This window comes from Bradyrhizobium sp. AZCC 1693 (genome assembly GCF_036924745.1).
Taxonomy (GTDB): domain Bacteria; phylum Pseudomonadota; class Alphaproteobacteria; order Rhizobiales; family Xanthobacteraceae; genus Bradyrhizobium.
In genome coordinates, this window is the sequence record NZ_JAZHSD010000001.1 from 4,574,243 (window position 1) to 4,596,022 (window position 21,780).

Annotated in this window: 19 protein-coding genes; 7 read left to right on the plus strand and 12 right to left on the minus strand. The window is 62.3% G+C overall.

The genetic code is table 11. From position 1 onward, the window contains the following. Positions 1 to 3: 3 nt before the first annotated feature. Genes V1293_RS21855 through V1293_RS21865 form a run of 3 tightly spaced genes read right to left on the minus strand, consistent with a single transcriptional unit; the run spans position 4 to position 4,105 of the window. Complete coding sequence (locus tag V1293_RS21855) at positions 4 to 2,253, minus strand: xanthine dehydrogenase family protein molybdopterin-binding subunit (RefSeq protein WP_334512119.1); 2,250 nt, start codon at positions 2,251 to 2,253, stop codon at positions 4 to 6. Then, positions 2,250 to 2,747, minus strand: a complete 498-nt coding sequence (locus V1293_RS21860) for a (2Fe-2S)-binding protein (RefSeq protein WP_334512120.1) — start codon at positions 2,745 to 2,747, stop codon at positions 2,250 to 2,252. The genes V1293_RS21855 and V1293_RS21860 overlap by 4 nt, the downstream gene beginning before the upstream one ends. Then, positions 2,744 to 4,105: a c-type cytochrome gene (locus V1293_RS21865; protein WP_334512121.1), complete on the minus strand. Its 1,362-nt coding sequence runs from the start codon at positions 4,103 to 4,105 to the stop codon at positions 2,744 to 2,746. The genes V1293_RS21860 and V1293_RS21865 overlap by 4 nt, the downstream gene beginning before the upstream one ends. A gap of 105 nt (positions 4,106 to 4,210) precedes the next feature. Here V1293_RS21865 and recQ point away from each other — a divergent pair, with 105 nt between their 5' ends. Next, positions 4,211 to 6,073 carry a DNA helicase RecQ gene (gene recQ, locus V1293_RS21870; protein WP_334512124.1) on the plus strand — a complete coding sequence of 621 codons (1,863 nt, stop codon included), beginning with the start codon at positions 4,211 to 4,213 and terminating at the stop codon, positions 6,071 to 6,073. A 228-nt stretch (positions 6,074 to 6,301) separates the two neighbouring features. On the opposite strand, the gene V1293_RS21875 is transcribed toward recQ, so the two are convergent. Beyond that, complete coding sequence (locus V1293_RS21875; RefSeq protein ID WP_334512125.1) at positions 6,302 to 7,315, minus strand: 1-aminocyclopropane-1-carboxylate deaminase; 1,014 nt, start codon at positions 7,313 to 7,315, stop codon at positions 6,302 to 6,304. A 161-nt stretch (positions 7,316 to 7,476) separates the two neighbouring features. Here V1293_RS21875 and V1293_RS21880 point away from each other — a divergent pair, with 161 nt between their 5' ends. After that, complete coding sequence (locus V1293_RS21880; protein ID WP_334512126.1) at positions 7,477 to 7,941, plus strand: Lrp/AsnC family transcriptional regulator; 465 nt, start codon at positions 7,477 to 7,479, stop codon at positions 7,939 to 7,941. An 83-nt stretch (positions 7,942 to 8,024) separates the two neighbouring features. After that, complete coding sequence (locus tag V1293_RS21885; protein ID WP_334512127.1) at positions 8,025 to 8,618, plus strand: hypothetical protein; 594 nt, start codon at positions 8,025 to 8,027, stop codon at positions 8,616 to 8,618. Between the two features lie 163 nt (positions 8,619 to 8,781). On the opposite strand, the gene V1293_RS21890 is transcribed toward V1293_RS21885, so the two are convergent. Beyond that, positions 8,782 to 9,039: a hypothetical protein gene (locus V1293_RS21890; RefSeq protein ID WP_334512129.1), complete on the minus strand. Its 258-nt coding sequence runs from the start codon at positions 9,037 to 9,039 to the stop codon at positions 8,782 to 8,784. 482 nt (positions 9,040 to 9,521) lie between these two features. On the opposite strand from V1293_RS21890, the gene V1293_RS21895 reads away from it, so the two are divergent. Further along, on the plus strand, positions 9,522 to 9,830 hold the full coding sequence (locus tag V1293_RS21895) for a hypothetical protein (protein ID WP_334512131.1): 309 nt from the start codon (positions 9,522 to 9,524) through the stop codon (positions 9,828 to 9,830). A 296-nt stretch (positions 9,831 to 10,126) separates the two neighbouring features. Here the strand turns inward: V1293_RS21895 and V1293_RS21900 are convergent, their stop codons facing one another. Next, positions 10,127 to 11,017 (minus strand): LysR family transcriptional regulator, encoded by an 891-nt coding sequence (locus V1293_RS21900; RefSeq protein ID WP_334512132.1) that lies wholly within the window; start codon positions 11,015 to 11,017, stop codon positions 10,127 to 10,129. Between the two features lie 196 nt (positions 11,018 to 11,213). Here V1293_RS21900 and dctA point away from each other — a divergent pair, with 196 nt between their 5' ends. Beyond that, positions 11,214 to 12,530, plus strand: a complete 1,317-nt coding sequence (gene dctA / locus V1293_RS21905) for a C4-dicarboxylate transporter DctA (RefSeq protein WP_334512133.1) — start codon at positions 11,214 to 11,216, stop codon at positions 12,528 to 12,530. 31 nt (positions 12,531 to 12,561) lie between these two features. After that, positions 12,562 to 13,725, plus strand: coding sequence for a mandelate racemase/muconate lactonizing enzyme family protein (locus tag V1293_RS21910; protein ID WP_334512135.1), 1,164 nt, complete (start codon positions 12,562 to 12,564; stop codon positions 13,723 to 13,725). 343 nt (positions 13,726 to 14,068) lie between these two features. Here the strand turns inward: V1293_RS21910 and V1293_RS21915 are convergent, their stop codons facing one another. Beyond that, positions 14,069 to 15,328, minus strand: coding sequence for a S1C family serine protease (locus V1293_RS21915; RefSeq protein WP_334512137.1), 1,260 nt, complete (start codon positions 15,326 to 15,328; stop codon positions 14,069 to 14,071). Between the two features lie 283 nt (positions 15,329 to 15,611). On the opposite strand from V1293_RS21915, the gene V1293_RS21920 reads away from it, so the two are divergent. After that, positions 15,612 to 16,826 carry a glycosyltransferase family 87 protein gene (locus V1293_RS21920; protein WP_334512138.1) on the plus strand — a complete coding sequence of 405 codons (1,215 nt, stop codon included), beginning with the start codon at positions 15,612 to 15,614 and terminating at the stop codon, positions 16,824 to 16,826. Positions 16,827 to 16,871: 45 nt separating this feature from the next. Here V1293_RS21920 and V1293_RS21925 read toward each other — a convergent pair whose 3' ends face one another. The 5 genes from V1293_RS21925 to V1293_RS21945 all read right to left on the minus strand — a co-directional run bounded on the left by V1293_RS21925 (position 16,872) and on the right by V1293_RS21945 (position 21,721). Next, positions 16,872 to 18,197, minus strand: a complete 1,326-nt coding sequence (locus tag V1293_RS21925) for a TRAP transporter large permease (protein ID WP_334512139.1) — start codon at positions 18,195 to 18,197, stop codon at positions 16,872 to 16,874. Then, the gene (locus V1293_RS21930) at positions 18,194 to 18,769 is read right to left on the minus strand and encodes a TRAP transporter small permease (protein WP_334512142.1); all 576 of its coding nucleotides are present in this window, start codon (positions 18,767 to 18,769) and stop codon (positions 18,194 to 18,196) included. Before V1293_RS21930 ends, V1293_RS21925 begins: the two co-directional genes overlap by 4 nt. 70 nt (positions 18,770 to 18,839) lie before the next feature. Then, on the minus strand, positions 18,840 to 19,835 hold the full coding sequence (gene dctP / locus V1293_RS21935; protein WP_334512143.1) for a TRAP transporter substrate-binding protein DctP: 996 nt from the start codon (positions 19,833 to 19,835) through the stop codon (positions 18,840 to 18,842). Positions 19,836 to 20,074: 239 nt separating this feature from the next. Next, complete coding sequence (locus V1293_RS21940; RefSeq protein ID WP_334512145.1) at positions 20,075 to 20,944, minus strand: tetratricopeptide repeat protein; 870 nt, start codon at positions 20,942 to 20,944, stop codon at positions 20,075 to 20,077. A 120-nt stretch (positions 20,945 to 21,064) separates the two neighbouring features. Continuing rightward, positions 21,065 to 21,721, minus strand: coding sequence for a FecR family protein (locus V1293_RS21945; protein WP_334512147.1), 657 nt, complete (start codon positions 21,719 to 21,721; stop codon positions 21,065 to 21,067). Positions 21,722 to 21,780: the final 59 nt, after the last annotated feature.

Consider the following 21,780-nt stretch of genomic DNA (forward strand, 5'->3'; position numbering starts at 1 on the left):
CCCTCACGCATCGATCGCCTGCTTGATGCGCTTGCGCGTCAGCGGCAAATTCCGCAGCCGCTTTCCCGTGGCATTGGCAATGGCGTTTGCAATCGATGCCGCCGCCGGCCCCTGCCCGGTTTCGCCACTGCCGAGGAAAGGCTGCCCCGGCCGGTCGATGATGTGAACCTCGATGCTGTCAGGCACGGCATCGAAACGCAGGATCGGATAAGTCTGCCAGTCGATGCTGGTTATCCTGGTATCGTCGAAGGTCACGCTCTCGTACAATGTCCAGCTCATCGACTGCACGATTGCGCCTTCGATCTGGTTGATCAACCCGTCGGGATTGACCACCTGCCCGCTGTCAACCGCCGCCACCGCGCGGACCAGACGTGGACGGCCGGTCTCCCGATTTACCTCGACCTCTGAAGCAATGGCGCAATAAGCCGCCAGATTCTTGTAGCGCGCAAAGGCAAAGCCGTAGCCGCGATCCTGCGGCGCTTTCTGGCCGCGCTCCCATCCGAAACCCAGCGCCGCCTTTTCGATCACGGCGCGGCCACGCTGATCCTCAAGATGTTTCAAACGGAATTCGACGGGGTCGGCATCGGCGAGGGCTGCGAGTTCGTCCATGAAGCTCTCGATCGAAAACACGTTGTGATAGGCGCCGAGCGCGCGCATCGCCGAAATCCGCAGCGGCATCGCCGGGATGAAGTGATGCACCACCTGCGCGTTGGGGAACGTGTAAATCGGGATTGCGTTGCGGTCGCCGCCGCCTTCCGGCAGCGGCAGCGGCCTGGGAGCAGGCACGGCAAAGGGTTGCGCCATGTGCTGCGCCGCCAGCATTGCTCCGGCGCCGCCCGGTCGCATCGAGTGCGTATTGCTCCAGACGTCAAAATGCCAGTCGGCGATCTTGCCATTGCCGTCGAGCGAGGCCTCGAGTTTCGTCACCATCGCCGGGCCAAACGGCTCCCAGGCATGCTCCTGTTCGCGCATCCATTGCACGCGAACGGGGCGGCCGGGCAATGCGCGGGCGATCAGCGCGGCATCGGCCGCGGCATCGTCGGCGCCATTATGGCCGTAGCAGCCGGAGCCTTCGACATGGATCAGCCGAACGCTGGCCGGCGGCATGCGCAGCATTTCCGCGATGCCCTGACGATCGGGATAGACGCCTTGCGTATGCGTCCATACCGTCATCGCACCATCGATCAATTGCGCCACGGCACAGGACGGACCGATCGATCCGTGCGCCTGATAGGGCCGCGTATAGGTCGCTTCGATGGTCTTCTGGCCCAACCCCTGCGAATTCAAGACCTGCGAATTGCCGCGCTCGAAAATCGTCGAGGTCTGCGCAGGCAGGCTGGTCAACACCGCAAGCAGGTCGTCCTGCTTTGGCAGGCGCGCGGTCTCCTGCCACTTCGCGGCGCCGGCAAGTGCATTCATCGCCTTGATCGACTGGAACTCCTTTTCCGCGACTACGCCAAGGAAATTGCCGTCACGCACCACCTTGACGACGCCGGGCAGCTTCTCGACAGCGGCGGTATCGCATTCCGTCAGTTGCGCGCCATAGCTCGGCGGCCGCACGATGCGGGCGTGCACCATCCCGGGCAGCCGCATGTCCTGAACATAGGCCGCACCGCCGGTGACCTTGGCGGGGATATCGACGCGCGGCACAGGCCGGCCAATGACCTTGAATGTCGCCGGGTCCTTCAGTTTCGACTTCGGCTGCGCCTGGATATGCAGCATATCGTCCCGGACGAGTTCACCATACGACAGACGTTCACCGTCAGGTGCGATCACCGCACCGTCTGCTGTCCGCAGATTCTCGACCGGTAGGCCAAACCGCCTCGCTGCTTCCGCAAGCAGCAGTTCGCGCGCCTGTGCCGCGGCATTCTGGATCGCGGTGCCGCTGTCCTTCATGGAGTTGCTGCCTGCCGTATAGCCCTCGTTCGCGGTCAGACGCGTGTCCGCCGTCGTCACCTTGAGGGATTCGAAGGCAACATCGAGCTCCTCAGCCGCGATTTGCTGAAACGCCGTCTTGAAGCCTTGACCGAGTTCAGCCTTGCCCGTGAACACCTCAATACTGCCATTGGCGTCAATGCGGATCCACGCGTCGAGATAGGGTGAGTTTTTCAAGCTGCCGGGTGGGCTCGGTGCGGGAGCTGCTGTGGGCGCGTCTTGTTGCTGCGCCAAAGCGCCTGACAACGAGAAGCTGACGATCAGCGCGCCACCGCCTGCCAGCACGCGACGGCGATCGATCATCGCGGGGGCGTTCATCGCACTCTCCCGTCGGCCGTCGACGAAGCATCCGCGGTGTCCATCAGCCTCGCCGCACAATGCACCGCGCGCAGGATGCGCATATGGGTGCCGCAGCGACACAGATGAGGCTCAAGCTCGGAACTGATCTGCTCATTGGTCGGCCTGGAATTTCTCTGCAGAAGGGCCTGCGCCCGCATCATGATTCCGGCGATGCAGTAACCGCATTGTGCTGCCTGCTCTTCCATAAAGGCGCGCTGGATCGGCGCGGGTTCCGACGCCGTGCCGAGGCCCTCAAGCGTCGTTACCTCCTTGCCTTCAAGCAAAATCATCGGCGTCACGCAGGAGAGCACGGCCTTGCCGTCGACGATCACCGTGCACGCGCCGCACTGGCCCAGGCCGCAGCCGAATTTGGCGGCGTTGAGCTTGATGTCTTCGCGCAGCACATAGAGCAGCGGCGTATCCGGATCGGCGTCCACCTGATGCTCCCGACCGTTGACCTTCAATGTCATCATGGCTTTTCTCGCTGCTGAGGATCGGCGGGTGCGTTACGCGGCGCGGGCGATGTCAGGAGAAATGCGGCCTGCGCGCGCCGTGCGTCTTGAACGGTCTTTTCAACGCCAGACCACGGCGGTTGCTTGCTGAAGCGAGCGCGCACATAATTCAGCAGCGCTGACATCTGCGCGTCGTTGATGCTATCGGCGAAGCCCGGCATAATCGGGCTGCGTTCGCCTTCGACGGCTGAAACGCCCGCCAGCACGACGTTGGCGAGATTGCGCGGATCGGGGCTGGAGACTGCCGTACTGAGGGCGAGACTGACGCCGCCATAGGGTAGGGGCCGGTTCGTCTCATGGCAGGATGCACAGGCGCCGGCATAGATCGTCGCGCCAGCCGTGTCGGTCTGCGAGGCCTGAGACGGTGACCTGGCTTGCGCGAGCGTGGCCTCGCCTTCTCGTTTGCGGTCTGGCGTCGGTGCGCCTGATATGTCGGCCATATAGACTGCGATGGCGCGGACATCGCCATCCGGCACCGACGACAGATTGCTGACAACTTGCGCCATCGGCCCGCGCGCTGTGCCGTGATCGGGATGCCAGCCGCTGCGCAAGTACATGTACAGGGCGTCGGCATCCCACGGCACCGGTGCATGCGAGCGGTCGTTCAGGGCATAGGCGAGCCAGTTGTCGACATCACCGCCGGCAAACCGGGCGTTCACGCGTTCCGCGCCAAGCGCGTTGCGTGGCGTGTGGCAAGCGCCGCAATGGGCAAGGCCGGTGACCAGATAGGCACCGCGATTCCATTCGGCGCTCCTTGTCGCGTCGGGCTGATAGGTATCGCGACGAAGGAACAACAGTTTCCACCCGGAGATGACTGGCCGCCGATTAAGCGGGAAGGAAATCTGGTTTTGGCGCGAGGGCGCATCGACCGGTTGTCGCGTCATCAGGAAGGCATAGAGCGCATGGTCGTCCTCATCGGAAACATGGGTGAAATGATCATAGGGAAAGGTCGGATAGAGGTGCTGGCCTTTGCGGTTGACCCCGTCGCGCATCGCGCGGCGGAATGCGGCTTCCGACCATTGGCCAATGCCGGTCTTGGCATCCGGCGTGATGTTGGAAGAGTAGATCGTTCCGAACGGTGTCGGCACCGGCAGGCCACCGGCAAAGTTCTTGCCTCCGCGCACGGTGTGGCATTCGTTGCAATTGCCGATTGCCGCGAGATCGCGACCACGCTTGATCAGGGCCGCATCGAACGCGTGTGGCGCCGGGGGATCGATCGCCGGAATGACCGGTCGCCAAACAATCGCAAAAGCCGTCGCCGTGCCGGCGATCAGCACGACAGCGATACCGCTTGTGATGAGCCGAGACGATCTGGTCATGCTCATGATTTGAGTTTGTTGGTGGACCGTGTTTTAACACGGATATCCCGGCCTCGTTCGCCCGAGACGGCATCGATCACCGCCTGTTGACCCTTTGAAGCCGATATGGAAGCGAACGCAGCCCTTAATCGCCATTCGGGAACCGCTCGGGACGCGCTTTCCGTCCTCAATTCCGTGTTCGGCCTGCCGGCCTTTCGCGGCGCGCAGGAGGAAATCGTCCGCCACGTGACTGATGGCGGCAATTGCCTGGTGCTGATGCCGACCGGCGGCGGCAAGTCGCTTTGCTACCAGTTGCCGTCCTTGTTGCGCGAGGGCTGTGGCATCGTGGTGTCGCCGCTGATCGCGCTGATGCGCGACCAGGTCGCGGGACTGCTGGAGGCCGGCGTCAATGCGGCGGTTCTGAACTCGACGCTGTCGTTTGACGAAGCCTCGGAAGTCGAGCGGCGGCTGCTCGCCGGCGACCTCGACCTGCTCTACGTCGCGCCGGAACGGCTGCTGACGCCGCGCTGCCTGTCCCTGCTCGGACAAGCCAATATCGCGTTGTTTGCGATCGACGAGGCGCATTGCGTGTCGCAATGGGGACACGATTTTCGTCCCGAATATATCGGCCTGTCCGCGATCGCCGAACGCTTTCCGGATGTGCCGCGCATCGCACTGACCGCGACCGCCGACGAGATGACGCGCAAGGAGATCATCGCCCGGCTCGGGCTTGCCGGCGCGCCAAGCTTCGTGGCGAGTTTCGACCGCCCGAATATTCGTTATGAGATCGTCGAAAAGCAGAATGCCCCGGCCCAGCTCAAGGCGTTCATCAGCGAGCGCCACGCCGGAGACGCCGGCATCGTCTATTGCCTGTCGCGCGCCAAGGTCGAGGACACCGCGGCAGCCCTGACCAGCGCCGGTATCCCGGCCCTGCCCTACCACGCCGGACTTGATGCAGGCTTGCGCGCCCGCAACCAGGACCGCTTCATCAACGAGGACGGCGTCGTAATCGTCGCCACCATCGCGTTCGGCATGGGCATCGACAAGCCGGACGTGCGCTTCGTGGCGCATCTCGACCTGCCGAAGAGCATCGAGGCCTATTACCAGGAGACCGGACGCGCCGGGCGCGACGGCAAGCCCTCCAGCGCCTGGATGGCCTATGGCCTGTCCGACATCGTGCAGCAGCGCCGCATGATCGACGAATCCACCGGCTCCGACGCCTTCAAGCGCGTGTCGATCGGCAAGCTCGATGCGCTGGTGGCGCTGGCGGAAACCGCGGGCTGCCGGCGCGGCCGCCTGCTCGGATATTTCGGCGAGGAAGTCACCGGCATCAGTTGCGGCAATTGCGACAACTGCCTGTCGCCGCCGCAGCTTCGCGACGGCAAGGTCGCCGCGCAAAAACTGCTGTCCTGCGCCTACCGCACCGGGCAACGTTTTGGCGCCATGCACCTGATCGACGTGCTGGTCGGCCGCATGACCGAGCGCGTCACGCAATTCGGCCACGACAAGCTTTCCGTATTCGGGATCGGCGCTGATCACAACGAGAAGCAATGGCGCGCCGTGATCCGCCAGCTGGTCGCCATGGGGCATCTGCGGGCCGACAGCGAAGCTTTTGGCGCGCTGAAACTGACGGAAAGCGCACGCGGCGTCCTGAAAGGCGAGACCGAGGTGATGCTGCGCGAGGCGGCGCCCGGAACACGCATTCGCGCCAGCCGCGCCAAATCAAGGCGCGGCGATCTGGCGCCGCGCGCCGAGAGCAAGCCCGGCGATGCTCCCCTGCAGGCGGCGCTGCGGGCATGGCGCTCAGATATCGCGCGCCAGCGCAGCGTGCCGGCCTATGTCGTGCTGCATGATTCCACCATCGACGGCATCGCCGCGGCACGGCCTTCGACGCTCAACGAGCTCCGCAACATCCCCGGCATCGGCGACAAGAAGCTCGAACATTACGGCGACGAACTGCTCGCACTGGTGCGGGCGGCTGACGCGTAAGCAGTTAGAGCGCGATGAATTTACGACGACGCGGAGGTGCCGACGTCTCCCTCGCCCCGCTCTTGCGGGGAGAGGGTCGGGGTGAGGGGTGCTTCCGCGAAATCGGTGCCAATTGAAAGACCTGTACCCCCTCACCCGGATCGCATCTGCGATGCGATCCGACCTCTCCCCGCAAGCGGGCGAGGTTAAGAGCGCACACCTCGGACTCAAACTAGAATCAGCTCCGCCTCAGCCGTTACGGAACGTATAAGCATATCCGTTGATGGCGGGCGCGCCGCCGAGATGGGCGTAGAGCACCTTCGATCCCTTCGGGAAGTAGCCCTTGTTCACGAGGTCGATCATGCCCTGCATGGATTTTCCCTCGTAGACGGGATCGGTGATCATGCCTTCGAGGCGCGCACACAGCCGGATCGCCTCCTTGGTCTCCTCTGAGGGAACGCCATAGGCCGGATAGGCATAGTCCTCGATCAGGACGACATCGTCCTCGGCGATCCCCTGGCCCAATTCAACGAGGCCGGCGGTGCCACGGGCGATATCGAGCACCTGGGCCTTGGTCTGGGCCGGCGTAAAGGAAGCGTCGATGCCGATCACCTTGCGCGCGCGGCCATCCTTGGCAAATCCCACCAGCATGCCGGCGTGGGTCGAACCGGTGACCGTGCAGACCACGATGTAGTCGAAGGCGAAGCCGAGCTCCTTCTCCTGCGCCCGAACCTCTTCCGCGAAGCCGACATAGCCGAGCCCGCCATATTTATGCACGGAGGCGCCGGCCGGGATCGCATAGGGCTTGCCGCCCTTGGCCTTCACATCCGCGATCGCCTCTTCCCAGCTTTGGCGAATGCCGATGTCGAAACCTTCATCGACCATCTGGACATCGGCGCCCATCACGCGGCTGAGCAGGATGTTGCCGACGCGGTCGTAGACGGCGTCCTCATGCGGCACCCAGCTTTCCTGCACCAGGCGGCACTTCATCCCGATCTTGGCCGCAACGGCTGCGACCATGCGGGTGTGGTTGGACTGCACGCCGCCGATCGAGACCAGCGTGTCCGCATTGGAGGCGATCGCATCGGGGATGATGTATTCGAGCTTGCGCAGCTTGTTGCCGCCGAAGGCGAGACCCGAATTGCAATCCTCCCGCTTGGCGTAGAGCTCGACCTGGCCGCCGAGATGTTGCGACAGCCGCTCCAGCTTTTCGATATGGGTGGGCCCGAATGTGAGCGGATATCGTTCAAATTTCTCCAGCATCGTCATCCCCGTTGATGGTCCTGATCTCCGGGAACGCCCGTATCATCGTGGGCTGGAAAGGTGCTCTCTAAGTTATCGCGCATCCTGCAGCAATATTGCATGAATTCCGGACCGAGCTACAATTTCATTCACTATTCCTTGGTATTTCGAGAGATTCTCTCATGGCCGGCAGACTCGACCGCATCGACCTTAAGATATTGCGTTTGCTGCAGAATAGCGGCCGGTTGACCAATGCCGAGCTGGCCGAAACGGCCGGTGTCAGCGCCGCGACCTGTCACCGGCGCACCCAGCGCCTGTTCGACGAGGGGTTCATAGCAGGGGTCAGGGCGATGGTGGCGCCGCGCAAGGTCGGCAAGGGGGCCCTCGTCATGGTCGGCGTCGTGCTCGACCGCTCCACACCGGAAAGCTTCGCCGCCTTCGAGCGGGCGATCGCGCAGCTCAAATTTGTGCTCGATTGCCATCTGGTGGCCGGCGATTTCGACTACTTCCTCAAGATCCGCGTCGGCGATATGGAGGATTTCAACCGCATCCATGGCGAACAATTGATCGCGCTGCCGGGCGTCCGCCAAACCCGAACCTTCTTCGTCATGAAGGAGGTGGTCGACAACGCGCCGCTCGATTTCTGACGGCGTTCGGCATCGCAACACCGGACCACCTTGCCCTTATGTTGTTGCCTGAACCTTGCGAGACTCTGGTCACACCGCGCGCCATGTCCTATCAACCGGGCATGACCATGAAGCTTTGCCGGCAGGCTTTCGCCCTTGCCATCATTTTCATTGCAATGCCGGCCCGCGCCTCGGACGAACTTCAGCGGCAAGAACCCGATACCGTCATCTTTGCGATGATGTCCGGCAAGTGCAGCACGCTCAAGGTCGCGGGACGGGACTTGGCCTGTCGGGCCGTTGCCTTCTTCCAGACCGAGGAAGGCAGGGCGAATTTTACCGTGGCAATCGACGATCCCGGCGACGACAGCCACATCATCACCTTCTCCGGCGACAACGGGCGAAGGCCGGAGGCCAATCTGTACGAATTGCCGATCGACCGGATGCTGCTGAAATCCAAGGACAGGCCGAAGGCCGACGGCCTGCCGGTGCCGTCAGTCGAATCGAGTGCCGGCCTCTGCAAACAGGTCGGAAATTTCGTGACGCTCGAACTTTCCAGCATCACCTGCACGGCGACTGACAAGAACGGCAGGAAATACGAACTGCAGTACAAGTCCGATGGCACGCCGATGGCGGTACGCCGCATCAAGCGGATGCGCGTCGGCAGCCCCGCGGTGTCGCCGTTCGACGATGTGAAATAAAATGCGGGGCGCGAAATGAAAGGCCGCCGGCGGAAAACCGACGGCGGCCAGTGTCGATCCACGCATGGCTCGCGACTGCGTGGACAATCTCATGCTAGGTTGAAATTCCTGCCACGGAGTGGAGGCTAGCAGTCAAAGTCGAGCGATTGCCTTCATACAGGCTTTACCGTGAGCCGCTTCGCTCGCGCCCGCTCCTCGTTGGCAGGATGGAGCTCGCGATATCAAACGCGACGGCCCATCGCGGCTTTTCTTCCTCCGCGCCGGGCACGTTGATCTGAACGCCGCCGCCGTCGCTGACGGTGTAGGACGCCGCCAGTACGGCAGCTTCGAGGGCCGCGCCCCGCGAATCGTAGACGCCGCCGATCTTGACGTTGTCGGCAAACACCGACCAGCCCAGCGGCGCCTTCACGATTTCGAACACCGATCGCTCCATCAGATCACCCTGTATCGCTTCACCTGTATCGCTTCCGTCCCTCGCCCACGCGGCGAATCCTGGCGAAGGGAGCGTGGCGCCGGGACGCTGGCTTGTCGCCGGCGGCCTTCACTCGCCCGTCGAGAAACCGCAACCCGATCAACGAATGTACCGCCGGTGCATGCGCGATTTCCTTCCGCACGGCATCGACAATTCGTTCGAACTCAACTTCGCTCATCGCACGCTCCATTGCGCCAGGCCGGCATTCTGCCGCCAGGACGATAAGAAGGACCGCGCTACGCACAGATCGCCATGCAAGTTTGTTGTTTGAAGGCTCGCCCGCGGTCGCTTCGATGGCAAAAAATGGTCGAAATCGGGAACGGCCCAGCCGCGCCCGCGTGAAACCGGTGGCCCGCTGCCCTGCTGGCGTCCCCCCTTGGCCCAACTTGCCCGATGCGTGCTAGATTCGGCAGCGAATCAGGAGGGTTTGCATGCCGGTAGACAGTGACAGCGCCATTGCGTGGCACCGCGCCCAGCTCAAGAAGCTTCGCGAGACCTTGAAGAACATCGAGACCGCGAGGTTCATGGTGGGCGAGCCCGCCCAAGCGAACAGGACCGGCAAGACGCAGAAGGCGATTGCCGAACTCGAGCAGAAAATCCGGCAGTCGCAGCACATCATCGCCGCCTATGAGCGGCAGACCCGGCGGCCGCTTGCGACCGACCAGCGAAGCCTCGCCAGCGTGAGCTGGAGCAGCTGGAATGCCCAGACCGCGCATGGCCGCGGCGGCAATTCGCGGTAGGCGTTGAACGGCCTGACGGCCGCCGGCCATCAGGCGGGATCCGCGCCCAGGTTCGAGCTAGCGGATCGTCATGTTGGCGCGCCGCGGATGCGTTCGCGGCTGAGCGCCGTCAGACGGCTCTAGGACGCGTACTCACAAATCAAGGTCGATGGTGGGTCTTGACGAATGTCTGCTGTGCCACAGGAACCAAATTCCGTATCGCAGCGAGACTACGCGATGCACACAAGCGGACCACCGGACGCCTTGAGGTTGGAAGAAGGTGCGCGTGGTGGTCATCATGGCAGCCGAGTGTTTCTTCAGCCGACCTCTGCAGCTTCGAATGCCGACCACAGAGCTTCAACTTCGTGACTCTGTCGTGCTGCCGGGCGAAAGAGCCGTATCTCGATCGGGATCACGGACTTGGCATCGCCGGCCTCGACTAGCGAACCCGCCTTGATGTCGTCTTCGGCCAGCGTTCGGGGAAGCCAGGCGACACCGTCTCCGGACCTGACCATCGATAGCAGCGTCGCGGCGAGATGCGAGGTGAAGATCTTCTTCAGGTCCCTTTTCGCCAACTGACTTGCGACGATGCGGCCCAGCCCTGACTGCGGGCTGTAGGCCAAGTAGGGGATGGTCTCGTCGCTCTGCAGCGACCACCGCGGCTTCCGGCCGGCGCCCGCCGCGCTGAGCGGAAGGAGCGTGTCGGTACCCACGACGATGCTCTTGAATTGCCTGGTATCGAGCCGGCTGCCCATGCTGCGGTGATAGTGGCACAACAGGAACGACACGTCGCCCCGGAGCATCATCCGCTCGCACGCCAGCATGCTATCGGAAACGAGATTGAGATTGCCCAAGGCGAGGATCTTCTCGCTGCTCCGGACCCACTTCGGAAAGAACGTGAACGACAGTACGTGCGTCGCCGCGATCGACAGCGGTCCCGCGCCCCGTCCGGCCACTTCGAGGGTCTCGCGGCGCAGTTGATGAAGCGCTCTGGTCAGGATCTCTGCCTGGGTGTGGAAGTGCTCGCCGGCGGGCGTGAGCGTCACGCTGTGCGTCGTGCGAACGAATAGCGGCGCCCCCACCCAGTCCTCCAATGCCCGGATCCGCCGGCTGAAGGCCGGCTGGGTGACGTGACGGGCTTCGGCCGCCTTGGAGAAGCTCAAGGTCTCAGAGAGAGCCAGATAGTCCTCGAACCAGATCAGTTCCATCGGTAATGCCGAAACGGCATAACTATTCTCGGCAACAGCATTAGCCTTCTCCCCCGCCTGAAGCCTACGGATCACTGCAGGCTACACAACATCGCAGCAGCACGGAAGTCGTTCCGGACACCGGAGCGGCCCTTTCCAAACAGCTACAGAGGCCGGCCCAAGGCCCAGCACAGCGCAGCCATCAGGGGAGAAAACATTGAGAAAAGCGCCATCATTCGGATTTTTGAGCGAACTCTATGTGCAGGTCCTCCTTGCCATCCTGCTCGGCGGTCTGGTCGGCTATCTCTGGCCTCAGGTCGGGACCAGCCTTCAGCCGCTCGCCGACGGCTTCATCAAACTGATCAAGATGCTGCTGTCGCCGATCATCTTCGGTACGGTCGTCGTCGGCATAGCCAAGATGAGCGACATCAAGGAAGTCGGCCGGATCGGTGTCAAGTCGCTGATCTACTTCGAGGCGGTCTCGACCCTTGCCTTGGTGATCGGCCTGATCGTCGTCAACGTGATCAAGCCGGGCGCCGGTATGAACATCGACGCCAGCCACATCGATGCGGGATCGATCTCGGCCTACGTAAAGGCCGCCGACGGCAACCACGGTTTCGTGCAGTTCCTGCTCGACATCATCCCGACCACGATCGTCGACGCCTTCGCCAGGGGGATGATGCTGCAGGTCATCCTGGTTTCGGTGCTGATCGGCATCGCCATGGTTCAACTCGGCGACTACGGCAAGCCGCTGGTGAACGTGATCGACATCCTACTGCATGCCCTGTTCCGGATCGTGGCAATGGTGATGCGCCTCGCCCCGCTAGGAGCCGGGGCGGGGGTCGCGTTCACGATCGGGAAGTACGGGATCGCGACGCTCTGGTCGCTCGGCTATCTGATGCTCGGTGTCTACGTCACCACCATTCTCTTCGTCGTCGTGGTGCTCGGCGGCATCGCGACGTGGGCCGGCTTTTCGCTGCCGCAGTTCTTCCGTTACTTCAAGGACGAGATCCTCATCGTCCTGGGCACCTGCTCGACCGAAGCGGTGATGCCGCAGATGCTGGTCAAGCTCGAACGGCTCGGTTGCGACAAGACCGTCGTCGGCATGGTGCTGCCCACCGGCTACACGTTCAATGCCGACGGCACGTCGATCTACCTTTCCATGGCCGCCATCTTCGTAGCCCAGGCGACGAACACCGATCTTTCCTTCGGCGACCAGATTATTCTGCTGGGCGTGCTTCTCCTGACGTCGAAGGGATCCGCTGGCGTCGCTGGCGCCGGCTTCGTGACGCTCGCCGCGACCCTCTCTTCGATCCACACCGTTCCCGTAGCCGGGCTCGTTCTACTACTCGGCGTCGATCGCTTCATGAACGAAGCCCGTGCCGTGACCAACCTGATCGGCAACGGGATCGCGACGATCGCGATCGCCAAGTGGGACGGCGCGTTCGACCGGAAGCAGGCAGCGGAGGCCATGCGCCTTCATGGCAAGGAGCCCATCACAGCCGAATACGAACTTCCCGAGACAACCCACTAACCCGAGTCAGCAACTCAAAACGGAGAATGCCATGCGTATCGTAGATGTCGTCGAGGCGACCAAGCCAATCTCGTCGCCGATCCGGAATGCCTACATCGATTTCTCGAAGATGACGTCCAGCCTCGTCGCCGTCGTAACCGACGTCGTCCGCGACGGGCGGCGAGTGATCGGCTACGGCTTCAATTCGAACGGCCGCTACGGTCAGGGCGGACTGATCCGGGAGCGCTTTCGCGACCGCATTCTGGAAGCCGAACCCGCCAGCCTGCTCAACGACGAGGGTACCAATCTAGATCCGCATCGCATCTGGGCGAAGATGATGTCGAACGAGAAGCCCGGCGGTCACGGCGAGCGTTCCGTCGCCGTCGGAACGCTCGATATGGCGATCTGGGATGCGACCGCCAAGATCGCCGGGAAGCCGCTGTTCCGCCTGCTGGCCGAAATGAAGGGCAAGGAGGCCAACCCGCGGGTCTTCGTCTACGCTGCCGGCGGCTATTACTATCCCGGCAAGGACAACTCCGCATTGCAGGCGGAAATGCGCGGCTACCTAAACCGCGGCTACAACGTCGTGAAGATGAAGATCGGTGGCGCATCGATCGACGAGGACCGCGGCCGCATCGAGGCCGTGCTCAAGGAAATCGGGTCGCAGGCCAAGCTCGCCGTCGATGCCAACGGTCGCTTCGATCTCGAGACCGGCATCGCCTATGCCAAAATGCTGCGCCAGTACCCGCTGTTCTGGTATGAGGAGATCGGCGATCCGCTCGACTACGCCCTCCAGGCCGCCGTCGCCGAATTCTATCCCGGTCCGATGGCCACGGGCGAGAACCTGTTTTCGCATCAGGACGCTCGCAACCTGCTCCGCTACGGCGGCATGCGCCCGGACCGCGACTGGCTGCAGTTCGACTGTGCTTTGTCATACGGTCTCGTCGAATATCTCCGGACCCTGGACGTCCTAGCCCAACACGGTTGGTCGCCGTCGCGCTGCATCCCGCACGGTGGTCACCAGATGTCGTTGAACATCGCCGCCGGTCTAGGGCTCGGCGGCAACGAGAGCTACCCGGACCTCTTCCAGCCCTACGGTGGATTCCCGGATTCGGTCCGGGTTCAAGACGGTCACATCGTGATGCCGGACATTCCGGGCATCGGCTTCGAGGGCAAGTCGGATCTAATCAAGGTCATGCGCGAACTGGCCGAATAGTCGGCCTAGTTGAGGTAAAGAGCACGATCGGAAGCGATCCGCGTCGGACAAGATGTCCGTTGTGGGTCGCTGGCGTGCACATCAATTTCGGCTATGGGTCATTCGCGGCGATGTCGCGCGGCCAGCAAGGTCGGCCATGTATGCTGCCGAAAGCGGAATCAAATTCAGAGCATTAGCCGCTCCGCGACGTACAGACGTGATTCAAGCTCCGAAACCGGATCATCGAATCATGCGCGATGAACTCAGCGACTTCGAATGGATCGCCATCAGGCCAATGCGGCCGAACACGATACGCGGCGTTCGCATCAATCCGAATTTGGCTGCGTGCTAACGAGTCCAAGCCCTAGTTCTTTGCCGTCTCTTTCTCCTTCGCCTTGGCCTTGCAGGAAATCAGGAACGTGAACGCCCGCGCATTGCGCGCGATGTCGGCCGTCTTCAACTCGGCCTTGGCATCGGAGATCTGATACGGCACCACGCTGTTATCGAGAAAATCCCGGAGCGCCCCGGTCTTGATGGCGAAATTGATGTTCTCGGGGATGTTGCCCGTTGCCCGCACGAACTTGATGGCGTTCAGCTTTGCCGCGACCACGCCGACCACGCCGCCGCTCGACGCCAATAGCGGCCCGCCGCTATTGCCGGGTTGAACGGCCGCGCTGATCTGCAGAAAGCGCGTGTCGTTCAGGATGCCGCTGAGCGAGCTTACGATCCCGGTCGTCACCGTGAAATCGGATGTCAGCAGTCCATGAAAGGGATAGCCGATCGCCACCACGCTGTCGCCGGACTGGATCGCCTTGTCCCTGATCCTGGCAACATCCTTGAACGAGCCCGTCGCCTGCAGCAGCGCGAGATCGTTGGTCTCGTCGCTCGACACCAGGCGCAGTTTGGCGGGCGCCTCGCCGGACAGATTGCCCAGGATGTCGCCGACGCAGCCCTGCACGACATGCGCATTGGTCACGAGGTGCCCGTTCGGGCTCACCAGAAAGCCAGTGCCGGTCTGGTCGAACATTCTGTCGGGTTTGGCCGGCGCAGAATCCGGCGCCGCCGCGGCGGCGACCGGCTTGGCGGCGGGGAGCACCGAGAAATCGCCGGCGCTGGCCACACCGGACTGCTTGGTCTTGGCGACGCAGTTCGCCAGAATGGGCAGCAGTTGTCCGGTCTGATCGAGGCTGAACTGGAAGAGCTGTCCTTGCGTATAGGCCGTCATCCCCTTCGCCTTTCGGAATTGGGTGATGAGCGCGGAATTGGCCGGCATCGGCACGCGAACCACCTTGTCGCCGATCGGGACGCCATGGACATTGAACGGTTGCTGTCCATCGAATGTCAGGGTCAGCGGAAAGGCCTGTCCTGCTGTGAGCGTCCATTGCTCATGCATGAACCCCAGACCCCACCCGCCATTGCCGTCGATCGTCACCATGAAGTAGATGCCGCTGGCGTATCGGGCGCCTGCTGCACAATGCGAGAAAGATCCGGTCTGATCGTTGGTGTAGGCCCCGCCCTGCCAGTTACCGACGCTGATCGAACCGTAAGGCCCGCGCGCATCCGCATTCGAACCGGCAAAAATCGTACACAACAAAACTGTGACCGCAGCAGCACGGCATTTCATAAGTGTATTCCCCACAGACCCAAGGGTGAGCATATTGATATTTGCAACCGGTGTCCATTTGGAGCGACGCAGGGAAGGCCGAAATATTCTGCCGTGGCAGCGGAAAATCGGCTCGGCGTCGGTTTCATGGCCGCAAGGACGGTCCAACTGCCGAAGCGCTTTCGTTAAGTTCTTTGCCGGATCATTCGGCACATCGTCTCGATCGTCGTAAGATCGACGCCGATTCGCATCCGCCCGCGGCAAAACAGCTCATCGCTTGGCAGAAAAACTGGCAGGACAACGCATGGACTTGGCACACGGCGGAGACAATTTCGGGCAGAGGGACGCACTGCGTCCACCCGTGGTCGTGCTGATCCCCAGCCTTTTGATGGCATTTTACGTCTGGCTGAATCTGCTCACGACCATTCCATATCCGGGCAAGATCGGGCTCGACTACAATACCCTCGGCACCGACTGGATGGTGTTCTACGGCGCGATCCGCTCGGTCCTCGATGGCAACGCGCCGCTGATCTTCGATGGCGATCGCTTCACCGACTTCCTCAACACGAGTTTTGCCGGATGGCTCTCCAAGCCGCTGGAATTTCGGCCATGGGCCTACCCGCCGAGCTTCCTGCTGATCCTGCTGCCGTTCGCGCCATTGGGTTTCTTCGGCTCCTATGTGGCGTTTCAGGTCGTGACCGGCGGCCTGCTGGCGCTGGCGCTGCGATCGAGTGCGGCAGCCGCCCTGCCCTCTGGCGCCCTGCTCGTGGCCGCGTTGATTTGCCCGGCATCGGCCATCAATGCGATCGACGGTCAGGCCGTCTTTCTGGTCGCAGCCCTGATCGTCGGCGGGTTTGGCCTTCTCGAACGGCGTCCCTATCTCGGCGGATTGGTGCTGGGACTGCTGACGTTCAAACCCCAATTCTGCATCCTGGTCCCGATCGCCTTGATCGCCGCCGGGCAGTGGCGCGCGTTTTTGGCGTCGGGCTTGTCCGCGCTGGCCATGATGATCGCGAGCGGATTGATTTTCGGATGGGACCTGTGGATCCGCTGGTTTCCGCTCATCATCGAGAATCTCGTCAGCCCGAGCGAGAAGTGGATCGAGTTCGGCCGCATGTGGGGGCACAGTGTCTACACCTGCGCAGTTCTGCTCGGCGCGCCGCAACGGCTGGCGTCGTGGGTTCAACTGCTCGCCACGCTGGGCGCGGCAGCATCCGTCGTCATCGCGTTCCGATCGCGGCTGGGGACGCGGGAAAAGACGGCGGTCTTTCTGGCCGCCACCGTTCTCGCCGCGCCGCATTCCGGCCCCTATGATGTGACGCTGCTGGTGATCGCAGCGGCGTTCTGGTTGATGGCGCGCGCCGCTCCGCTGCCGCTGTGGTGCTGGACGCTGGCGTTCCTGATCTGGCTGATGCCGCTGCTGAGCCCGCCTCTGCTGTTTCCCGTGGCCAGGATCGCCCCGCTGTTTCCCGTGCTGCTGATTGTGCTGTTGCTCCGTCCGCGGTCAGAGCGCATCTAGCCGCGCGGCGATGGTCTGCGGCAAGTCGGCCGAAGGACGAAGTGTTCACTTCGGCCCAACAGCAGCGCCCATCAGGTGATCAGGCAGCCATGTGGCGATACTTGGAAAGATTGACAGGATGATGATCGCGACAATCATCATCATGACATAGGGCACGGAGCCCCACAGCACCGTCTTGGTGGGCACGTCCGGCGCTATGGCGTTGACCACGAACAGGTTCAGCCCGACCGGCGGGGTTATGAGCCCGATTTCCATATTGATGGTCACGATGACGCCGAACCAGACCGGGTCGAAACCGGCGGCCGTAATAATCGGCAACAGGATCGGTGCGGTCATCAGGATGATTCCGGCGGGGGGAATGAAGCAGCCGCATACCAGCAAGAAGACGTTGATGAGTCCCATCAGCACCCAGCGATTGAGCTGCGCGTCGGCAATGGCCTGCGCCAGCGTCTGGGTGATGTAGAGCGAAGTCAGCATGTAGCCGAACAGCACGGCGGTCGCGATAATCATCAGGATCATCACCGACTCGCGCGTGGTCGAGCGCAGTATCTGCCACCAGGCCGTCGGACTCCACATCCGGTAGATTACTATCGCCAGGACGACGCACAGCGCGGCGCCGACGCCTGCCGCTTCCGACGGCGTCGCAATGCCGCCGTACAGCACGTACATCACCCCGAAAACGATCGCCAGGAAGGGCGCTACTTTCGGAATCGATTCAAGCTTCTCGCGCCAGGTGAAACGGAATCCCGCCTCGTAGGCACGGAAGCCCTTGTACCAAATGTAGGCCAGCGTCCACAGCATGAAGAGGCCGGTCAGCAACAAGCCCGGCAGCACCCCGGCCAGGAACAAACGGCCGATGGAGGTCTCGGTCGCAATGCCGTAAAGGATGAAGGTGATCGACGGCGGGATCAGGATGCCGAGCGTGCCACCGGCGCAGATCGACCCGGTTGCCACTTCGTCCGGGTAACCACGCGCGCGCATTTCCGGTATGCCCATCTTGCCAATGGCGGCGCAGGTTGCCGGCGAGGAGCCGGTCAGCGCCGCGAACAGCGCGCAAGCGCCGATATTGGAAATCACCAGCCCGCCGGGCACCCGGTAAAGCCAGCGATCGAGCGCGATATAGAGATCCTTCCCGGCCGGCGACGAGCCGATCGCCGCCCCCATCATGATGAACATCGGAATCGAGACGAGCGTAAAATCATTCAAGCCCGAATAGAGCGTCTCCGCCGCAACCCGCAGCGAATCGGTGCCCTGGAACAGCACAAGGAACGCAACGCCAACGGCGCCGAGCCCGAAAGCGACCGGCGCGCCGGTCAGTAGCACCAGCACCGTGGTGACGAGCACGAGAACACCTTGAGCAGCCGGGCTCATATGCCGACTCCCGGAATGTTCACATCGGTCCCGCTCTCAGGCAAGCTTGCGTCGACGGAGCGCTCCTTAACCTCGATGCCGAACGGCGGCTCGCGGCCGGTGAGCAGATTGAGCAGATCGGCGACATACTGCAGCGTGAGAATCCCCAAGCCCACCGGCATGGCACCGTAGGGAATCCACAGCCGCGCTCGCCACATGGTGTCGGACACCCAGCGGCCCTCGTAGGCCTCATACCAGAATTGAAAGGTGAGCACGGTCATTAACAGGCAAAAGCCCAGCGAGACCGTGATAGCGCAAATGGCGAGCCAGTAGCGCGCGCGCTCGCCGACATAGATCGGCAGCACATCCACGTTCACGTGGCCCTTGGTCAGCAGCACGTAGGGCGCGCCGATGAAGGTAGCCGCAATCAGGCTGTAGGTGACGAAATCGGTCTGCCAGATCGTGTTCTGATTGAGAACATAACGGATGAACACCATCTGACAGACAATGATCACCGCGACCGCCGTCAATGCCGCCGCGAAAATCCCGCAGGCTTGCGATATCAGCGTTACAAGTCGATTGAGAATGTTCATCCGTCCCCCCGCTCCCGTGAGCGCAAGAGATCGGCCGGCGAACGGCCGGCCGGTCCTTATCGAAGGAGCCTTACTTGACTGCCAACGCCTCGTCGATCAGCTTCTTGCCGTCGGGCACTTCCTTGCCGAACTCGGCGTAGGAGCTTTTTTGTGCCACGTCGAGCCACGCCTGGTACTCAGCCGCCGACAGGGTCACGACTTCGACCTTGTTGTCCTGGAAGGTCTTGACCATCTTTTCGTCGAGACCCTTGCTCTCCTTCGCGAAATATTCTTCCGACTTCTTGCCGGCCTTGAGCAGAACGTCCTGTTGCTGCTTGTTGAGCTTGTCGAATGCCTTCTTCGACATCAGCACCGGCTCGTACATGAACCACAGCGCATTTTCGCCCGGAGCGGTGATGCACTTGACCTGCTCGTAGATGCGGAACGAGACGAAACTGCCGGTCGAGGTATCGGTAGCCTCCGCGACGCCCGTCTGCAGCGCGTTATAGACTTCGTTCGACGGAATCGAGACGATCGAGGCACCTGCGGCCTGCCACATCGCCGCGAAGGTCGGGCCGGCGGAGCGGATCTTCACACCCTTGATGTCTTCCGGCTTGCGGATGCAGCCTTTCTTGGAGGCCACGGCGCCGGCGAGCCAGGCGTCGGCAAGCACGATGACGCCAGCCTTCTCGATCTTGGCCTTGATGTCCTTCATGAACGGCGAGTTCGCCAGGCGCGCGGCGCGGTCATGGCTGCGCACGAGGCCCGGCATCAGAGTGGCACCAAAGTCACGCACCTTGCCGCTGGCGTAATCAAGCGGGAATGACGAGATGTCGAGTTGGCCGTTGACCATGGCGTTCCACTGGTCGTTCGGCTTGAATAGCGAGGCGCCCGGGTAGACCTGGATCTCGAGGCCGACATTGGCGGCCTTGGCTTCCTTGGCGATGATCTGCACCATCTCGTCACGCGGATCGCCCTTGCCGCCCGGAAACTGGTGAGAGGCTTTCAGTGTCACTTGCGCGTGAGCCGGCGCCGACAGCAGGATCGCCGTAGCCGTAGCGAACAATATCGTCGAGACTTTCTTCATCTTGCGTTGCTCCTCCACAGAGTCTTTTCGGGCAGCGAGTGCGCCGCCGCGCTTGGTCGATCGAACAATAGCCAAAAATCGCCCGTTGCGCCCAATTTTACCATAGCCACGCGTGCGGCATAGCGCCATAGAGTCCCGCGCGCCGACATGGCGGGCCCGCCGCACGGGGTGCGAGCGAAGGCGGGCGCTGAGAGAGGGAGTGGATTCGAACGAGCCTCTTTCCGAACCAAGCTGGCTGATCAATCGCTGGTTCGCACGCCATAGCGCGTGAAGTCGTCGTCGATTCCAGCCTGGATGGTCCTTGCCGCTGAAATATCGGCATCGCCGCCAGCCTTGTCGCCGTTCTTGAGCCTGGCGAGTCCGCGCCCATAGAGCGCACTCGCCAGCTTCGGATCGACACGCAGCGCGGAACTGAAATCATCGATCGCCGCGTCAGCTTGTCCCATCTTCAGGTGGATCAGTCCACGCGAGTCATGCGTGGCGGCGTCGTTGGGCCACGACTGAAGCACCTTGCTGCAGTCTTCAAGCGCCGCCTGCAACGCGCCGAGAATGGCCCGGGTCCAGCAGCGGCCGCTCCACGCGGCTTCCAGATTGGGCTCGAGGCGAATGGCCTCGTCGTAGTCCCGCGCCGCGCGATCGTATTCGTTCTTTTTCAGGTAGACTCCGGCACGGTTGACGAAAGCCCTGCCGTAGTTCGGATTGAGCTTGATCGCCTCATCGAGAGATTTGAGGGCGATGTCGTATTCGCCTTTTCTCAAGTAAGCCGCACCGCGGTTGTTGAGGGGCTTGGCGTTGGTTGGATCCAGCCTGATCGATTGATCGAAATCGGGGATGGCGCGGTCGAAGTCTCCCTTTGCCGTATGGGCGTTGCCACGATTGTTATAGGCAACGGCAAGCGCCGTCGTTGTACCCTGACCGGAATCGATCAGCGCCGTGCAACCACTGATCCGGGCCGCAAGCGAGATGCGATCCGAGCCGTTGCACAGCTCGATGTTCCCGAGATAGTCGCTCTTCCCTGGGCTCTGCGCGGCAGCCAGCGACCCGAGCAGCAGCAAGGCCAGAATAGGCGTTGCGCCGTGAACGACGGGTCCGCTTGCACGAAATTTCATATCCGGCCTTCCGATTCTGCCGCCAGGGAAGAAGCGGCCGTCGACTCGAACGCTCCACGCCCGGACGTCGTCTGGCTGACAAGTTGCGGGCATCGGGAACGGCTTGCGCCCTACAACGGCCTAGCACCCTCGACAGATGTTCAGGTTCGACTTGGGAAGAGCCCTTTGTTCGGGTTGCTGCGCCGCCGGCGCCCCCGGCTTTCTCGCGACACTGCTTTTACCCTCTTCAATGAGCGTGGAAAATCTGACTGTCCCGTCATCAGAAATTTCGACGCGTGGCGTGGTGCCTCGAATGCCCATCGTCGCAACCGGGGTGTCGACCTTCATGTCGCCGGTCTTCGCGACCTTGCCCGCGACAAAGGTGAAGGTTCCCTTGGTTAGATTGAACAAGGATGCGTTGGACGTACTATTTGGATCGAACACGAACTCGTTCAAAACCATGCGCGCGTTGTTCGACAGGTTGAAGGACGTGCCGTCGGTGAAGTTGATACCGACCTTGCCGTCGGCGCCGGTTGCAACGGCATCGCCCTGATAGACGAGATCACCTACCTTCGCCTGAGCAGCCTGACCTGTGGTACTCGCCTGAACGACCACCGCACTCGCGCGTTCAAGCGTGACCGAACCGGTGGCGACGACGACCTTTCCAATTGGTTTTGATGCGAGATCCTGAACGGCGGGCTTGGCGATATCGCGTTGCGCGTGAGCCGGTCCGGCGAGAATCCCGGCTGCCGCCAGAACGAAGCCTGTCACCAATACGACCATCGCATGCGTGCACATGATCCCCCCTTTCTCGAGAAGATCTTGTCCGAGAGATCGCTCGCGGGCTCTTTGAACCA

What these genes read in the sequence shown, in the direction of transcription:
- V1293_RS21915 (WP_334512137.1), bottom strand. Translation starts at nt 15,328, where the DNA reads ATGAAATGCCGTGCTGCTGCGGTCACAGTTTTGTTGTGTACGATTTTT.
- V1293_RS21860 (WP_334512120.1), bottom strand. Translation starts at nt 2,747, where the DNA reads ATGATGACATTGAAGGTCAACGGTCGGGAGCATCAGGTGGACGCCGAT.
- V1293_RS21885 (WP_334512127.1), top strand. Translation starts at nt 8,025, where the DNA reads ATGTCCTATCAACCGGGCATGACCATGAAGCTTTGCCGGCAGGCTTTC.
- V1293_RS21945 (WP_334512147.1), bottom strand. Translation starts at nt 21,721, where the DNA reads ATGTGCACGCATGCGATGGTCGTATTGGTGACAGGCTTCGTTCTGGCG.
- V1293_RS21920 (WP_334512138.1), top strand. Translation starts at nt 15,612, where the DNA reads ATGGACTTGGCACACGGCGGAGACAATTTCGGGCAGAGGGACGCACTG.
- V1293_RS21925 (WP_334512139.1), bottom strand. Translation starts at nt 18,197, where the DNA reads ATGAGCCCGGCTGCTCAAGGTGTTCTCGTGCTCGTCACCACGGTGCTG.
- V1293_RS21900 (WP_334512132.1), bottom strand. Translation starts at nt 11,017, where the DNA reads ATGGAACTGATCTGGTTCGAGGACTATCTGGCTCTCTCTGAGACCTTG.
- recQ (WP_334512124.1), top strand. Translation starts at nt 4,211, where the DNA reads ATGGAAGCGAACGCAGCCCTTAATCGCCATTCGGGAACCGCTCGGGAC.
- dctP (WP_334512143.1), bottom strand. Translation starts at nt 19,835, where the DNA reads ATGAAGAAAGTCTCGACGATATTGTTCGCTACGGCTACGGCGATCCTG.
- V1293_RS21865 (WP_334512121.1), bottom strand. Translation starts at nt 4,105, where the DNA reads ATGACCAGATCGTCTCGGCTCATCACAAGCGGTATCGCTGTCGTGCTG.
- V1293_RS21855 (WP_334512119.1), bottom strand. Translation starts at nt 2,253, where the DNA reads ATGAACGCCCCCGCGATGATCGATCGCCGTCGCGTGCTGGCAGGCGGT.
- V1293_RS21940 (WP_334512145.1), bottom strand. Translation starts at nt 20,944, where the DNA reads ATGAAATTTCGTGCAAGCGGACCCGTCGTTCACGGCGCAACGCCTATT.
- V1293_RS21880 (WP_334512126.1), top strand. Translation starts at nt 7,477, where the DNA reads ATGGCCGGCAGACTCGACCGCATCGACCTTAAGATATTGCGTTTGCTG.
- V1293_RS21930 (WP_334512142.1), bottom strand. Translation starts at nt 18,769, where the DNA reads ATGAACATTCTCAATCGACTTGTAACGCTGATATCGCAAGCCTGCGGG.
- V1293_RS21875 (WP_334512125.1), bottom strand. Translation starts at nt 7,315, where the DNA reads ATGCTGGAGAAATTTGAACGATATCCGCTCACATTCGGGCCCACCCAT.
- V1293_RS21910 (WP_334512135.1), top strand. Translation starts at nt 12,562, where the DNA reads ATGCGTATCGTAGATGTCGTCGAGGCGACCAAGCCAATCTCGTCGCCG.
- V1293_RS21895 (WP_334512131.1), top strand. Translation starts at nt 9,522, where the DNA reads ATGCCGGTAGACAGTGACAGCGCCATTGCGTGGCACCGCGCCCAGCTC.